Source organism: Streptococcus sp. 5905, from assembly GCF_013276505.1.
In the GTDB taxonomy this organism is placed as follows: Bacteria; Bacillota; Bacilli; order Lactobacillales; family Streptococcaceae; genus Streptococcus.
This window is the reverse complement of sequence record NZ_VMLC01000001.1, coordinates 674014-688706: the sequence shown is the minus strand read 5'-3', so window position 1 is coordinate 688706 and position 14693 is coordinate 674014. Positions and strand designations below refer to the sequence as shown.

16 protein-coding genes are annotated in these 14693 nt (G+C 41.3%); 7 read left to right on the top strand and 9 right to left on the bottom strand.

Going from position 1 to position 14693, the window contains the following annotated elements; translation table 11 throughout:
• Window position 1: 1 nt before the first annotated feature.
• From vicK to HT680_RS03370, 7 genes are all read right to left on the bottom strand, one after another.
• Window positions 2-1351: a cell wall metabolism sensor histidine kinase VicK gene (gene vicK / locus HT680_RS03400; RefSeq protein ID WP_173258247.1), complete on the bottom strand. Its 1350-nt coding sequence runs from the start codon at window positions 1349-1351 to the stop codon at window positions 2-4.
• The gene (gene yycF / locus HT680_RS03395) at window positions 1344-2051 is read right to left on the bottom strand and encodes a response regulator YycF (protein ID WP_000723165.1); all 708 of its coding nucleotides are present in this window, start codon (window positions 2049-2051) and stop codon (window positions 1344-1346) included. The genes vicK and yycF overlap by 8 nt, the downstream gene beginning before the upstream one ends.
• A 56-nt stretch (window positions 2052-2107) precedes the next feature.
• Window positions 2108-3286 carry an A/G-specific adenine glycosylase gene (mutY, locus tag HT680_RS03390; RefSeq protein WP_173258245.1) on the bottom strand — a complete coding sequence of 393 codons (1179 nt, stop codon included), beginning with the start codon at window positions 3284-3286 and terminating at the stop codon, window positions 2108-2110.
• 85 nt (window positions 3287-3371) lie between these two features.
• The gene (gene pta / locus HT680_RS03385) at window positions 3372-4346 is read right to left on the bottom strand and encodes a phosphate acetyltransferase (RefSeq protein ID WP_000451592.1); all 975 of its coding nucleotides are present in this window, start codon (window positions 4344-4346) and stop codon (window positions 3372-3374) included.
• Window positions 4347-4388: 42 nt separating this feature from the next.
• On the bottom strand, window positions 4389-5285 hold the full coding sequence (locus HT680_RS03380; protein ID WP_084975453.1) for an RluA family pseudouridine synthase: 897 nt from the start codon (window positions 5283-5285) through the stop codon (window positions 4389-4391).
• Window positions 5282-6100: an NAD kinase gene (locus HT680_RS03375; RefSeq protein ID WP_084975455.1), complete on the bottom strand. Its 819-nt coding sequence runs from the start codon at window positions 6098-6100 to the stop codon at window positions 5282-5284. Before HT680_RS03375 ends, HT680_RS03380 begins: the two co-directional genes overlap by 4 nt.
• On the bottom strand, window positions 6084-6755 hold the full coding sequence (locus tag HT680_RS03370; protein WP_173258243.1) for a GTP pyrophosphokinase family protein: 672 nt from the start codon (window positions 6753-6755) through the stop codon (window positions 6084-6086). Before HT680_RS03370 ends, HT680_RS03375 begins: the two co-directional genes overlap by 17 nt.
• A 128-nt stretch (window positions 6756-6883) precedes the next feature.
• On the opposite strand from HT680_RS03370, the gene HT680_RS03365 reads away from it, so the two are divergent.
• The 7 genes from HT680_RS03365 to HT680_RS03335 all read left to right on the top strand — a co-directional run bounded on the left by HT680_RS03365 (window position 6884) and on the right by HT680_RS03335 (window position 11598).
• A complete protein-coding gene (locus tag HT680_RS03365) occupies window positions 6884-7453 on the top strand; it encodes a CYTH domain-containing protein (protein WP_173258240.1) in 570 nt (189 codons plus the stop codon).
• A 67-nt stretch (window positions 7454-7520) separates the two neighbouring features.
• Window positions 7521-8480 carry a ribose-phosphate diphosphokinase gene (locus HT680_RS03360; RefSeq protein ID WP_173258238.1) on the top strand — a complete coding sequence of 320 codons (960 nt, stop codon included), beginning with the start codon at window positions 7521-7523 and terminating at the stop codon, window positions 8478-8480.
• 9 nt (window positions 8481-8489) lie between these two features.
• Window positions 8490-9605 (top strand): cysteine desulfurase family protein, encoded by a 1116-nt coding sequence (locus HT680_RS03355; protein ID WP_173258236.1) that lies wholly within the window; start codon window positions 8490-8492, stop codon window positions 9603-9605.
• Window positions 9606-9609: 4 nt separating this feature from the next.
• Window positions 9610-9957, top strand: a complete 348-nt coding sequence (locus HT680_RS03350; protein WP_000863521.1) for a DUF1831 domain-containing protein — start codon at window positions 9610-9612, stop codon at window positions 9955-9957.
• Window positions 9958-9963: 6 nt separating this feature from the next.
• The gene (locus tag HT680_RS03345; protein ID WP_173258234.1) at window positions 9964-10179 is read left to right on the top strand and encodes a DUF4649 family protein; all 216 of its coding nucleotides are present in this window, start codon (window positions 9964-9966) and stop codon (window positions 10177-10179) included.
• 72 nt (window positions 10180-10251) lie between these two features.
• Window positions 10252-10893: a redox-sensing transcriptional repressor Rex gene (locus HT680_RS03340; RefSeq protein WP_173258232.1), complete on the top strand. Its 642-nt coding sequence runs from the start codon at window positions 10252-10254 to the stop codon at window positions 10891-10893.
• Between the two features lie 15 nt (window positions 10894-10908).
• Window positions 10909-11598: a gamma-glutamyl-gamma-aminobutyrate hydrolase family protein gene (locus HT680_RS03335; RefSeq protein ID WP_173258231.1), complete on the top strand. Its 690-nt coding sequence runs from the start codon at window positions 10909-10911 to the stop codon at window positions 11596-11598.
• On the opposite strand, the gene radC is transcribed toward HT680_RS03335, so the two are convergent.
• Both radC and pcrA read right to left on the bottom strand, forming a co-directional pair.
• Window positions 11595-12275 carry a DNA repair protein RadC gene (radC, locus tag HT680_RS03330; RefSeq protein WP_173258229.1) on the bottom strand — a complete coding sequence of 227 codons (681 nt, stop codon included), beginning with the start codon at window positions 12273-12275 and terminating at the stop codon, window positions 11595-11597. The two genes, HT680_RS03335 and radC, sit on opposite strands and share 4 nt — an antisense overlap.
• Before the next feature lie 42 nt (window positions 12276-12317).
• Window positions 12318-14609 (bottom strand): DNA helicase PcrA, encoded by a 2292-nt coding sequence (gene pcrA / locus HT680_RS03325; RefSeq protein WP_173258227.1) that lies wholly within the window; start codon window positions 14607-14609, stop codon window positions 12318-12320.
• Between the last annotated feature and the right edge of the window lie 84 nt (window positions 14610-14693).

The following is a 14693-nucleotide window of genomic DNA, read 5'->3' as shown; positions in this document are numbered from 1 at the left end:
TCTAGTCTTCTATTTCGTCCTCCCATATTTCTTCTTTTACGGCATCCTTATCATAAGGGAGCACGATGGTAAAGGTTGACCCCTTACCGTATTCACTTTTGGCCCAAATAAAGCCATTATGTTGTTTGATAATTTCCTTGGCAATAGCCAGACCTAGACCAGTTCCACCTTGGGCACGACTTCTTGCACGATCCACACGGTAAAAGCGGTCGAAAATCTTCGGCAAATCTTGCTTTGGAATACCTAGACCTTGGTCTTTGATGGATAAAATCATCTGGTCATCAGTGGTTTTCATGCTGACAGTGATTTTCCCACCATCTGGTGAGTACTTGATGGCATTGTTGAGAATATTATCAATCACCTGAGTCATCTTATCAGTATCGATCTCGATCCAAACTGAATTAATAGGGTAATCTCTAACAAGTTCATATTTTTTCTCGTCATCCTGGCTTCTCATCTTATCAAAGCGGTTGAGGATAAAGGTAATGAAGGCTGTAAAATTAATCAATTCCACATCCAATTGAGTGGTCGCATTATCAATACGAGAGAGATGCAAGAGATCTGTCACCATCCGCATCATACGGTTGGTTTCATCGAGCGAAACCTTGATAAAATCAGGGGCTACAGGATCATACAAGGCTCCCTCGTCCAAGGCTTCAAGATAGGACTTAACACTAGTCAAAGGTGTCCGCAACTCATGGCTGACGTTAGAAACAAAGAGTCTCCGCTCACGCTCTTCCTTCTCCTGTTCAGTCGTATCGTGCAAAACGGCAACCAAACCAGAGATGAATCCAGACTCACGACGAATGAGTGCAAAACGCACACGAAGACTAAGATATTCTCCATTAGCATTTTGGGAATCAATCATCAATTCAGGAATCTGTGTAATGAGGTCACGCAGTTCATATTCATCCTCTATCTTAAGCAATTCTAGGATGCTTTTGTTCAATGCTTCTTCTTTTACGACACCCAGCTGTTTCTTGGCCATATCGTTAATCATGGTAATTTGACCACGGCGATTGGTTGCAAGAACTCCATCTGTCATATAAGAAAGAATACTGTTAAGCCTTTTTGTTTCTTGCTCCAGATTTTCCTGTGTTAAACGAATGACCTCAGACAAATCATTGAGGTTATTGGTGATGTTGGTGATTTCAGAGCTTCCTTGCATATCCAAAACTCGAGAATAATCCCCTGCAATCAAATCCTTGACCTTTTGATTAATCTGCTTTAGACGAATATTATCCCGACGATTTTCCAGTAACAACAAGGTTACCACCAAGATAAAGCCAAGTAAAATCAGGATAAAGATAAAATCACTGGTCAGAATCGTTTGTCTAATATCTTCAATCATTATTTCTCATATAGTAACCCACACCACGACGTGTTAGGATGTATTCTGGACGGCTTGGAGTGTCTTCGATTTTTTCACGCAAACGTCGGATGGTCACGTCCACTGTACGAACATCACCAAAATAGTCATAACCCCAGACAGTTTCAAGCAAGTGCTCACGCGTAATAACTTGACCAATATGAGAGGCCAAGTGGTACAAAAGTTCAAATTCACGGTGGGTCAAATCTAATTCCTCACCATATTTCTTAGCTACATAAGCATCTGGAACGATTTCCAAATCGCCAATCTGTAGGGGTTGGGATTTCTTTTCATCAGTTTCTTGACTATCCACTGAAGCGAGGTCTGTACGACGGAGCAAGGCCTTCACACGCGCTTGCAATTCACGGTTTGAGAAGGGCTTTGTGACATAATCATCTGCCCCAAGTTCTAAACCGATAACCTTGTCAAACTCACTATCCTTAGCCGAGAGCATAATGATAGGCACACTGCTAGTCTTACGAATGGTCTTAGCAACTTCTAAACCATCGATCTCAGGAAGCATCAAATCTAGAATAATAATATCAGGTTGCTCCGCCTCAAATAGCTCGATGGCTTCTCTGCCGTTAAAGGCTGTTACAACCTCATAGCCTTCCTTGGTCATATTGAACTTAATAATATCTGAGATTGGTTTCTCATCATCTACAACTAATATTTTTTTCATATGTTCACCTTTTCTCTATCTATTATAACAAAAAAATGTAAAGAAGGCACAAATGGCTAATTCCAGCCTTCATCTTCAAGAACTGTTTTATAAGCCTGCCAAATCTTTTGTTGAGGTTTAGCAAATGGATAATCAGAAAATTCCTGAGGGGAGATCCAGCGAATTTCTCTGTCATCAAACTGTTTCGAATCTGTTACCTGACCCGCTAGGATTTGAATATGCCATTTACGATGACTAAATACATGCTTGACTTGATCAAATACTTGATAAGACCAATCAACTTCTAAATCATAATCTTGCTCAAAACTTTCTTGGGGTGTTGGACCGAAAGTAACGCTTTTTTCAGCGACCTGAGCAAACAGATTCAGCTGTTCCTCTTCCTGTGAAAACTCCTCTACTTCTATCAAGGGGAAATGCCAAAAACCAGCTAGCAGTTTCTCACTTTCGTTTTTCTCGAGTAGATATTGATCTTGATTATTGCGCACAACCAAAGCCTTGAGATAGATTGGGAGAGGCTTTTTCTTGGGTTCTTTAATTGGATAAGAATCCATAGTTCCATTCTGATAGGCTGCGCTAAATTCCTTAACAGGGCTTTCTTCTGGTCGAGGATTAACTGGAGCCTCTATGTCAGAGCCTAAATCCATCAGAGCTTGGTTAAAGTCACCTGGCCGTTCTGGATCAATCAAGATTTCCATCATAGCCTGAAAAATCTTTCGATTGCTGGGAACTCCTATATCATGATTAACCTCAAATAAACGTGCCAAAACCCGCATAACATTGCCATCGACCGCGGGCTCAGGTAAATTAAAAGCGATACTGGAAATTGCTCCCGCAGTATAAGGACCAATCCCTTTTAAACTAGAAATTCCTTCACAGGTGTTTGGAAATTGACCACCAAAGTCAGTCATAATCTGCTGGGCCGCAACCTGCATATTACGCACTCTAGAATAATAGCCCAGCCCCTCCCATGCTTTTAGCAAACGCTCTTCAGGCGCATTCGCCAGACTTTCAGCAGTTGGAAACCAGTCCAAGAATCGTTCATAGTAGGGAATAACTGTGTCTACTCTAGTCTGTTGAAGCATAATTTCAGAAACCCAGATATGATAAGGATTTTTACTTCTACGCCATGGTAAATCCCGTTTGTTTTCATCGTACCAGTTGAGGAGTTTCTCACGGAAAGAGGAAATCTTCTCCTCCGGCCACATGTCAACACCGTATTCTTTCAAATCTAACATATATCTAGTATAACATAGAAGCTTCTAACTGTCCTTTTCTTTGTGCTAAAAAAGCCTCTTCCTTTAGTAGAAGAGACTCCATTTCTTATTGATTGATTGCTTGAGCTGCTGTGATGAGCGTTAATTTGTAAACATCATCTGGGTTACATCCACGTGATAGGTCGTTGACTGGTTTATTCAATCCTTGTAGAACGGGACCGATAGCTGCAAAACCACCTAGACGTTCAGCTATTTTGTAGCCGATATTTCCTGCTTCGATACCTGGGAAGATGAAGACATTTGCTTGACCTGCTACATTGCTACCTGGAGCTTTTAGTGCTGCTGTTTCTGGGACGAAAGCTGCGTCAAATTGCAATTCCCCATCAATCTCAAGGTCTGGACGTAGATCGTGTGCTAATTTAGTTGCTTCAACCACCTTATCAACACTATCACCAAAACCAGAACCTTTTGTAGAATAGCTTAGCATAGCGATTTTGGGTTGAATCCCAAACATTTTGGCAGTAATTGCTGAGTTAATAGCAATTTCAGCCAAAGCTTCTGCATCAGGATTAATATTAAGGGCACAGTCACCAAACAAGTAACGTTCTGTACCACGCACCATAAGAAAAGCTCCTGAAGTACGAGTTACATTTGGACGCGTTTTGATAATTTGAAGAGCTGGACGAACTGTTGAAGCTGTTGAGTGAATAGCACCTGATACCATTCCATCTACCAAGCCCATATAGACAAGCATAACACCAAAGTAGTTGACATCTTCTAGTAAGACCTGACGTGCTTCTTCTTCCGACATTTTTCCTTTACGACGTTCTACGAGTGCAACCACCATGTCTTCAAATTGAGGATAATGATGTGGATCAATCACTTCATAACCATCCATGATCCCTTCGATTTCAAGATAAATTTTAATTTTTGCAGGGTTTCCGAGCAAAACGGGAACAACTTCTGTTTCTTTTACCAAGCGTTTCGTTGCTTGAAGGATACGTGGTTCTTCCCCTTCAGGTAGAACAATACGAGCATTTTTGCCAACTAAACTGGCTTTTAGACTTTCAAAAACTTCCATGAGTTTCTCCTTTAAGATAATTAATTATACTCAAAATAGATTTTAAAGAGTATTAGTTGATAACTGAATAATAAGATTGTTAAAATCATCTGGCAAAGGGCTTTCCAGCTCCAGCTGACGCCCTAAGAAGGGATGATAAAAGGATAAGAAATGGCAATGCAGAGCCTGGCGTTGAATACCATCTTCTAGGCTGCCACCATAGAGATCATCTCCCAACAAAGGAAAGCCGATGTGAGAAAAATGCACTCGGATCTGATGAGTTCGACCAGTATGCAGGCGAATATCGGCTAGGTGAATATTCCCATAAGAAGCCACAACTTTGTAAGATGTATGGGCGTATTTCCCACCTTTGGCAACTCGTCTCGTGATAATGGAGTCCACATCACGCGCAATCGGGGCAATAATCTCCCCTTCTGGCTCCAAGGCACCATCTCCTTTAACCAGTGCAAAATACCTTTTTTCGATAGACTTTCGTTGCAGTTGCTTGTCTAAACGTGCATGGGCATAGCCGTGCTTGGCAAAGAGCATCAAACCAGATGTATCTCTATCAAGCCTAGTCACGATATGAACCTGCTGGTTTTCATATTCCCGCTTGACATAGTAGCCCTTGATGAAATTTGCAATGGTATTGGAATGATTGACACTGGGGATGGAAGCAACTCCATAAGGCTTATTCAAAACCAGAAAATGGTCATCCTCATACAAGATATCTAGAGGACGATCAATGGCTTCAAGAGTTTCAAAGCCTTCCTCAGCTGGAATATCAATGGCAACGCGGTCTCCAACATCTAAGAGATAAGTCGCATTTTGAGGTTGATCATTGACCAGAATAGCACCGCCTCGAAACTTAATCTTAGCCAAAAGTCCCTTGGAAACCTCATGTTTCTTGAGGAAAGTTTTGACTTTGACGTGGTCATCTGCGATAAATTCGAACCTCATTCATCCACCTCGCCGATGAAGGCATCTTTGACACGATTCCAGAAACTAGTGTGACTTGGCGTCGCTACGAAGTGTATCTTGTGATGGTCGATTTGGTACTCAATCCGTTCTATATTTCGGAAAGAATAGATGCTATTGTCAACCGATAACGTGTGATAGTCATTACGAGTCGGTAAAAGCTCAATTTTATCTTTCTTCGGAACGATTATCGAAGAACCAAGTGTTCGATAGACTCGGTTGTTAAGACTTGCTATCTCTGTCAACTGCAAGGCCTCAATAGTAGGATGCAAGACAGCTCCACCCAAGGACTTGTTATAGGCAGTGCTTCCGGTCGGGGTTGAAACAGTCACACCATCTCCACGAAAACGTTCAAATGGAACGTGGTTAATAATGATATCCGCAACCATGGTGCGATCAGACCTGCGGATGCTGGCTTCGTTTAATGCACGGAAGGTCTTAACTTCTCCGTTTTCAAGTGTCACCTTGACATTCAAAACAGGATAGGAAACCTTGGCACCAGTATCCAGTTGGAGATTGGTAACCAACTGGTCCAACTCAAAGTCACGATAATCCGTATAAAATCCTAAATGTCCTGTATGTACGCCAATAAATCGAACTTTATCTAACTGATTCTCGTACTTGTGAAATGCAGACAAAAGCATCCCATCCCCACCAATTGATATGACGATGTCAGGATTGGTGTCGTTGAGTATAAAATGATGTTTTTTCAACTGGTCTTTCAGCTCATACAAAACCTTTTGACTCTGCGGTTTTCTATTTGCAATCAGATCAATTCGTTTACCTGTATTCTTCATCTGTATCGTCACTATTTCCTACACCGTCGTTTAGTTTTCTACTCAAAGGATCAAAGAGCGCCTGTGCTTCCTGAATATCATCACGAATTTTCCCCATTTCTTCATCCAATTGATGGGAAATTCTAGCTGTAATCTCCAAGCGTTTCTTGATCTCCTCTGGGAAATCCCCCTGATACTTATAATTGAGCGAATGCTCAATCGTAGCCCAAAAATTCATGGCTAAAGTCCGGATTTGAATTTCAGCCAGAATCGTCTTAACACCACTGATGGTGTCAACTGTATACTCTACCACCACATGATAGGAGCGATAGCCCGAAGCCTTCCGATGCGTGATGTAGTCACGTTCCTGTACTACTCTCATATCATGGCGTTTGCGTAAAATCGCAACAACTTCCTGAACATCATCGACGAACTGCACCATGACCCGCAAACCCGCGATATCCTGTAAGTCATGTTCCAAAGTATCGTAGCCAATCCCTCTGCGATTCATTTTTTCCTTAATACTTTCAATCGGCTTCACCCGTCCAGTAACAAACTCAATCGGAGAGTGCTTGTTTTGTTTACGAAACTGTTTGCGAATCCCACGAAGTTTAATCTTCAATTCACCAACAGCTTGAATGTAAGGATCTAAAAATTCTTCCCATTCTAAGGTCATATTTTCTCCCTTTTGGTATGTGATTGTGTTGTTGAAAATTTTTGATTTTTTCACTACAATCATATACAATAAATACATTGTCCATTATACCATAAATCGCTTTCAAAGATAAAAAAAAGGTTAGAAAAATGAAACATTTAGAAATTGAACTGAAAACACTACTGAAAAAAGAGGAATATGATCATCTAAAAGAACAGTTTTCCCATATCCAACCCGTCCTACAGAAAAACTACTACATTGATACACCTGATTTCCAATTGCGTGAAAAAAAGCTTGCCATGCGCATTCGCACCTTTTCAGATTGGGCGGAGTTGACCTTGAAAGTTCCTCAAACTATTGGCAATATGGAATACAATCAAAAAATGACTCTTCCAGAAGCTGAACAATATTTAGAAAAACAGATCCTACCTCAAGGGATGGTTATGGAGAAACTTGCTGAGATTGGCATTGAAAGTCATGACTGGTTTGTTCTGGGTTGTCTTGCAACTATTCGTTACGAAATGGAAACGTCGATTGGTCTAATGGCACTAGATGAAAGTCACTACTTTGATCATACAGACTACGAACTGGAGCTAGAAGTCACTGATCACGAGAAAGGAAAACGAGATTTTCAGCAATTTCTTTCAGAAAATGGTATCACTTACCAAAAAGCTCCTTCAAAATTAATTCGTTTTATTAAAAGCATGAAAAAATGCTGAAATAATCTCCATTTTTTGGTAGAATAATGGAGATAAAATATTTAGAGTTTACAGAGGACGGTCTATAATGTCAGATAGAAACAACATGAAACTTTTTGCACTTAATTCCAATCATGAAATTGCACAAAAAATCGCGGAAACAGTTGGGGTACCTCTCGGAAAATTATCTTCTCGCCAATTTTCTGATGGTGAAATCCAGGTCAACATTGAAGAAAGTGTCCGTGGTTACGATGTCTACATCATCCAATCAACCAGCTACCCTGTTAGCAACCACTTGATGGAGTTGTTAATCATGGTTGATGCTTGTGTACGTGCAAGTGCTCATAGTATAAACGTTGTCCTTCCTTACTTTGGTTATGCTCGTCAGGATCGTATCGCTTCTTCTCGCGAACCCCTCACTGCAAAACTGGTTGCAAATATGCTTGTCAAGGCCGGTGTAAGTCGTGTTCTAACGCTTGACCTCCACGCTGTTCAGGTTCAAGGTTTCTTTGACATTCCAGTAGATAACCTCTATACAATTCCTCTCTTTGCTAAACACTACAGCGATAAAGGGTTGCTGGGATCAGATGTCGTTGTTGTTAGTCCAAAAAACTCTGGTGTCAAACGTGCCCGTAGCTTAGCTGAATATTTAGATGCCCCAATCGCGATCATTGACTATGCTCAAGACGATTCAGAGCGTAGCCAAGGCTATATCATCGGTGATGTTGAAGGCAAGAAGGCCATCTTGATTGATGATATCCTAAATACTGGACGTACTTTTTCAGAAGCAGCAAAAATCGTCGAACGCGGAGGTGCTACTGAGATCTATGCCGTATCTAGTCACGGACTATTTGTAGAAGGAGCTGCTGAACTTCTAGACGCGACTAACATTAAAGAAATCCTTGTGACAGACTCTGTAGCAACCAAAGAAAGAACTCCAGAAAATGTATGTTATATCACCGCTAGCGAATTGATTGGTGATGCCATCGTCCGTATCCACGAAAGAAAACCAGTTAGCCCACTCTTTGCATATAATAAAAAGGAATAAGGTGATTCTTTGATTTATTTAGACAATGCTGCTACTACTCCAATGTCAACAGTAGCTCTCGCAGAAATGACCAAGGTCATGCAGGAAACCCATGGGAATCCTTCAAGTATTCACGGTCATGGTCGCCATGCTGGCAAACTGCTCCGTGAAGCCCGTCAGGAGTTAGCTCACTTACTAGGAACCAAGCCCCAACATATCTTTTTCACATCTGGAGGGACAGAAAGTAACAATACAGCTATTATCGGCTATTGTCTCCGCCATCAAGAAAGAGGAAAACATATCATCACGACAGCTATTGAGCACCATTCTGTCCTTGAAACTATCGATTATCTTGTTCAACATTTTGGCTTTGAAGCTACCATCATCCAACCAGTAAATCAAGAGATTACAGCGGGGCAGATTCAAGAAGCTTTACGTGACGATACCATTCTCGTTTCAACTATGTATGCTAATAATGAGACGGGTGGTCTCTTACCTATCGCTGAGATTGGACAGGTTTTAAAAGACCATCCTACTGCTTATCATGTTGATGCTGTTCAAGCTATCGGAAAAATCCCTATCCATCCAGAAGAATTAGGAATTGATTTCCTCAGTGCTTCTGCTCACAAGTTCCATGGACCAAAAGGAATCGGCTTTCTTTATGCATCTTCCGCGGACTTTGATTCCTACCTTCACGGTGGAGACCAAGAACAAAAGAAACGGGCTGGAACAGAAAATCTCGCTGCCATTGTAGGCATGGTTGCTGCTCTCAAAGAAGACTTGGATCATCAAGCCGAGCATTACCAAAAACTAGAGGGATTAAAAACTGCTTTTCTAGAAGAGATTGAAGATTTGGACTATTATCTTAATGAAGGTCAAGAACAACTGCCTTATGTTTTCAATATCGGTTTCCCTGGTCAAAAAAATGATTTGCTCTTGCTCCGATTAGACCTTGAAGGAATTTCAATTTCAACTGGTTCAGCCTGTACTGCTGGTATTGTGCAGACCAGTCATGTACTCGAAGCTTTCTATGGGCCCGATTCCCATCGTTTAAAAGAGTCTGTCCGTATCAGTCTTTCTCCTCTTAATACCGAGAAAGAACTGAAACAACTGGCACAAACCTTAAAAAATATTATTGGAGATTAACCTAATGGCATTCGAAAAAACCATTAAACTACAAAACTGCCGCTACGACTATACACTTAGTCCATCTGTCAAAAAGTTTACACTAAAAGACAATACTTTCTTTGAAACAAAAGTAGGAAACTACGAACTGACTCGTTTACTTGAAAAAGTTCCTAACAGTGGTGAAGGTTTCCAACTGAAAATTATCATCAATAAAGAGCTTACAGGTGTTAAAATTAATATCACTGACAAATCAGGTCTTCGTTTGGTGAATATCTTTAAATCTGAAGAACACCATATCCACCAAGAGAAGTTCTACTTCCTCATGGACAGTCTTGTAGAACGCGGAATCTTCACAAAAGAAGAAAGATAATTTGCTATGTATCATCTCACATATAAAGATAGCTATCAAGTAGAACGCACACTTGAATTTGCCGATTACGAAGAGCTTATGCTAGCCCTATCAGGATGCGTGACCATACCTGATACATTTTTGGTAACCTCACTAACCCTCAATGATAAAGCAATCTACCGAGGATTAGTCGGAAATCTCTATCGTTTTCTATCACAAACTAACTTTTCAGACAAAAACTAAGAATTTTCTTAGTTTTTGTTGATTTTTTCACAATGTTTCTATAAAATAGAAGAATAGAAAGGTTGTGATTTTGTGAAAATTAAACAGTCTGCTATTCCAACAGCAACAGCAAAAAGACTCTCTCTCTACTATCGAATCTTCAAGAGATTTCATGCAGAAAAAATTGAACGTGCCAACTCCAAGCAAATTGCAGAGGCCATTGGTATTGATTCTGCGACTGTCCGCCGTGATTTTTCCTACTTTGGTGAACTTGGACGTCGTGGATTTGGCTATGATGTCAAAAAACTGATGACATTTTTTGCTGACCTCCTTAATGATAACTCTATCACCAATGTTATGTTGGTTGGGATTGGTAATATGGGGCATGCCCTTCTCCACTACCGTTTCCATGAGCGCAACAAGATGAAGATTATCATGGCCTTTGACCTGGATGACCATCCTGAAGTCGGTACTCAGACTGCTGACGGGATTCCCATCTATGGTATATCTCAAATCAAGGAAAAGATCAAGGACGCAGATGTTAAAACTGCTATCCTAACTGTTCCAAGTGTTAAATCACAAGAAGTTGCCAATCTTTTGGTCGATGCAGGTATAAAAGGCATTCTCAGCTTTTCCCCTGTTCACCTTCACCTCCCAAAAGATGTGGTCGTTCAGTATGTCGATTTGACAAGTGAACTCCAAACCCTCCTCTATTTTATGCGGAAAGAGGATTAGAAAGCGAAAGCATTTATGAATAAACCAGTTATTGGGATTACAGGAAATGAAAAAGCTCATCCAGATGATGACATCATGATGAGCTATGCAGCAAAAAGCTTTGTTGAAGGGGTCAAGAACGCTGGTGGAATTCCAATCATCCTACCGATTGGTGATCAAGAAATGGCAAGCCATTACATCACGATGATTGATAAACTCATCCTAACAGGTGGGCAAAACGTCGATCCAAAATTCTATGGTGAACCCAAAACAATTGACAGCGATGACTACCACCTTCAAAGAGACCAGTTTGAATTAGCTCTTATCAAGGAAGCCATTAAGCAGAAAAAGCCAGTCTTCTCTGTTTGTCGAGGTACCCAGCTTTTCAATGTCGCCATGGGAGGCACACTTCATCAAGATATCGAAGACCACTGGCAGGACTGTTCAGCCGAATACACAACACAACGCCTTGCTACCGAACCAGATACCGTTCTCAGAGAAATCTACGGAGAAATCTCTCATATCAACTCCTTCCACCATCAGAGCATTAAGGATTTGGCCCCAAATTTAAAGGTTGTGGCCTTTGATCCCAAGGATGAGATAATCGAGGCTGTTACAACTACAGATGGCTTCCCTTATCTTGGTGTTCAATGGCATCCAGAATTTCTATTTGAAAATCGCCCCAAGGATAAAACATTGTTTGACTATGTCGTAAACGAACTTTAAATCAGATCCGTCTTTTCACGGTAACTAAAGTAATCGGAATGCGAGACAATCAGATGATCCAGAAATACCAGTCCCATCAGTTCACAGGCTTCCTTTACTAACTTGGTTACATGATCATCATTTTGGCTAGGTGATACAGCGCCTGATGGATGATTATGAACGAGAATCACAGAAGTGGCCATATGCTTGATGGCATAGTGAAGGATTTCCCGTGGTTCAGCAATGCTTCGTGTCGCAGTTCCAATAAAAATGGTCTGTTGATGAATGATTTGATTTTGAGTATTAAGATAGAGCGCCACTAGGTGCTCTTGTTTTTTATCACCAAGTTCCTGTTGCATTTTTTTAGCTAGCTTTTGACTACTGAGAATACTTTCCATCTCAAGGGTTTCATGCTTGTGAATGCGATGCCCCAGTTCAATCACTGCTTGTAGTTCAATGGCTTTAATGCGTCCAATACCAGACAGACTCTGCAATTCCTGCAGGGTCATTTTTTTCAAATCAGTTAGACTTGTGAGACTGTTCAAGACTTTCTGGGAAATTTCAAAAACATTTGCCTGACGCGTTCCCGTTCTGAGTAGTATAGCTAACAATTCTTGATTGCTCAGAGATTCTACTCCTTCTCTAACCAATCTTTCTCTCGGCAAAAGTGAATCTTCTTGGAATGAAATACTGTACATAAAAATCCTCCTCACTTTATTATTCGTGAGAAGGATGGATAATTAGATTTTTTTCTCAATTGGAGCTACACTAGCAAGCAGCTTTTTCAACCCCACTTCTGGGAAATTGATTTTTAGTTCCTGCGTAGCACCGCTACCTGACACTTCCAGAACAGTGCCTTCTCCCCATTTCTTGTGAAGGGCAATATCACCAATGGACCAATTTGTCTCGCTAGACGCTGATTTTGCGCCTGCTGCAAATTGACCAAATGGGAGACCACTTGACTGGATAGAGCTTGGTGCAGCCTTGCGTTTACGGTCTTGAAGCGCCTGAGCCAAACTCATTCCTTGACCGAAGGCAATTCCACCACTACTATAAGATGCCTTGAAGCTAGTATTAGCTGGACGAGCCAAGCCTTGATATTCAAGCAAGTCAGAGCTAATTTCATTGATGAAACGTGTTGGACGATTATAGCTAGTACGACCGAAAAGCAAGCGAGAGTTGGCATTGGTCAGATAGAGGATCTTTTCAGCGCGCGTGATACCTACATAGGCCAAACGACGTTCTTCTTCCAGCTCATCAGGATCCTCAGCTGCTCGACTAAGAGGAAAGACATTTTCCTCCATCCCGATGATAAAGACAACCGGAAACTCCAGTCCTTTAGCTGCATGGAGTGTCATCAAAGTTACTTCAGATGTCTCCTGACTGCCAGAATCTGTGTCGGCAATCAAGGCTAGGTCATTCAAGAAACGACTGAGTTTATCTAAACCTGTTTCCTCTTCTTGACTATCAGGATTGTCGTCAAAATTCTTAGTAACAGATAGGAACTCTTCGATATTCTCAACCCGAGCCTTGCTTTCCAAGGTCGCTTGGGCATTCAGAATATCCATGTAGCCAGTTTTTTCTAAAACTTCCTCAACCAATTCTGTAATGGTTAATTGATCCAGTTGCTCCCGCAAATCCAGAATCATATTGGCAAAATCCCAGATAGACTGGGCTGCTTTTCCTTTGATGCCAGACAACATGATGTTGGCTGAAGCATCTAGCATAGACATATCTTGCATATTAGCAAAGTCACGGATTTTCTCAACAGTTCCTGGTCCAATTCCACGTTTTGGCTCGTTGATAATACGCTCAAAACTGATATTGTCACTCAGATTAGCAATGAGGTTGAGGTAGGCGATAATATCACGGATTTCCTTACGGCTGTAGAACTTGGTCCCACCAACCATAGTATAAGGAATGTTTGACTTGAGCAGGGCTTCCTCAATAGTACGAGATTGCGCATTAGTCCGATAAAGAACTGCAAAGTCTTTGTGAAGGAAGTTTTGGCTGCGACCGAGTTCATCGATGGTTTTGGCAACAAAAACAGCCTCATCTTGTTCATCGTTAGCTCTGTAGTAGACGATTTGATCCCCATCAGCGTTTTGAGTCCAGAGATTCTTAGGACGGCGGTTTTTATTGTTTTTAATGACATCATTCGCAGCTTGGAGAATGGTTTTAGTTGAACGGTAATTTTCCTCTAACAAAACAACCTTAGCTTGAGGATAATCTTTCTCAAAATCCAAGATATTCTGCATATCCGCACCACGCCAACCGTAGATAGACTGGTCTGCATCCCCAACCACACATATATTTTTAAAGCGAGATGCCAAAAGTTTGACTAGTTGGTACTGAGCATGGTTGGTATCCTGGTACTCATCAACATGGATGTACTGGAACTTTTGCTGGTAGTAGGTCAGAACATCAGGATTCTGATCAAAAAGACGCAGGGTCAACATGATTAAGTCGTCAAAGTCAACGGACTCAGACTGACGAAGCTCTTTCTGATAGGCCGTGTAACACTGGGCCACGATTTGCGTGTACATATCACCCGCCTGGGCAGCATAGGCCATATCATCAATCAAGTCATTCTTAGCATTGGAAATGGAACCCAAGATTGTTCGTTCATTCCATTTTTTCGGATCCAAGTTCAACTGCTTGAGGATTCGTTTCATAAGGGTACGTTGTTCACCAGGATCTACAATGGTGAAATTACGATTATAGCCGATATGATCCGCATCGCGACGCAAAATACGAACACACATGGAGTGAAAAGTCGCAATCAGACAGTCCTGAGTAGCTGGATTGAGACCATATGCACGCTCTTTCATCTCACGCGCAGCCTTGTTAGTAAAGGTAATGGCCAAGATATTCCAAGGATTGACCATCTTTTCATCAATCAAGTAGGCGATTCTGTGAGTTAAAACACGAGTCTTTCCAGAACCAGCCCCCGCCATGATTAACAAGGGGCCTTCTGTCGTTTGCACCGCTTCAGCCTGACGGTCATTCATTCCATTCAATAATGCGTTCATTTTCTCTTCCTTACTCTTGAAGTCAATGTTTCTATTATATCAGAAATCAGGTAAAATAGAAACTTAACAGAGAACACTTTGACA

What these genes read in the sequence shown, in the direction of transcription:
- vicK (WP_173258247.1), bottom strand. Translation starts at nt 1,351, where the DNA reads ATGATTGAAGATATTAGACAAACGATTCTGACCAGTGATTTTATCTTT.
- yycF (WP_000723165.1), bottom strand. Translation starts at nt 2,051, where the DNA reads ATGAAAAAAATATTAGTTGTAGATGATGAGAAACCAATCTCAGATATT.
- mutY (WP_173258245.1), bottom strand. Translation starts at nt 3,286, where the DNA reads ATGTTAGATTTGAAAGAATACGGTGTTGACATGTGGCCGGAGGAGAAG.
- pta (WP_000451592.1), bottom strand. Translation starts at nt 4,346, where the DNA reads ATGGAAGTTTTTGAAAGTCTAAAAGCCAGTTTAGTTGGCAAAAATGCT.
- HT680_RS03380 (WP_084975453.1), bottom strand. Translation starts at nt 5,285, where the DNA reads ATGAGGTTCGAATTTATCGCAGATGACCACGTCAAAGTCAAAACTTTC.
- HT680_RS03375 (WP_084975455.1), bottom strand. Translation starts at nt 6,100, where the DNA reads ATGAAGAATACAGGTAAACGAATTGATCTGATTGCAAATAGAAAACCG.
- HT680_RS03370 (WP_173258243.1), bottom strand. Translation starts at nt 6,755, where the DNA reads ATGACCTTAGAATGGGAAGAATTTTTAGATCCTTACATTCAAGCTGTT.
- HT680_RS03365 (WP_173258240.1), top strand. Translation starts at nt 6,884, where the DNA reads ATGAAACATTTAGAAATTGAACTGAAAACACTACTGAAAAAAGAGGAA.
- HT680_RS03360 (WP_173258238.1), top strand. Translation starts at nt 7,521, where the DNA reads ATGTCAGATAGAAACAACATGAAACTTTTTGCACTTAATTCCAATCAT.
- HT680_RS03350 (WP_000863521.1), top strand. Translation starts at nt 9,610, where the DNA reads ATGGCATTCGAAAAAACCATTAAACTACAAAACTGCCGCTACGACTAT.
- HT680_RS03345 (WP_173258234.1), top strand. Translation starts at nt 9,964, where the DNA reads ATGTATCATCTCACATATAAAGATAGCTATCAAGTAGAACGCACACTT.
- HT680_RS03335 (WP_173258231.1), top strand. Translation starts at nt 10,909, where the DNA reads ATGAATAAACCAGTTATTGGGATTACAGGAAATGAAAAAGCTCATCCA.
- radC (WP_173258229.1), bottom strand. Translation starts at nt 12,275, where the DNA reads ATGTACAGTATTTCATTCCAAGAAGATTCACTTTTGCCGAGAGAAAGA.
- pcrA (WP_173258227.1), bottom strand. Translation starts at nt 14,609, where the DNA reads ATGAACGCATTATTGAATGGAATGAATGACCGTCAGGCTGAAGCGGTG.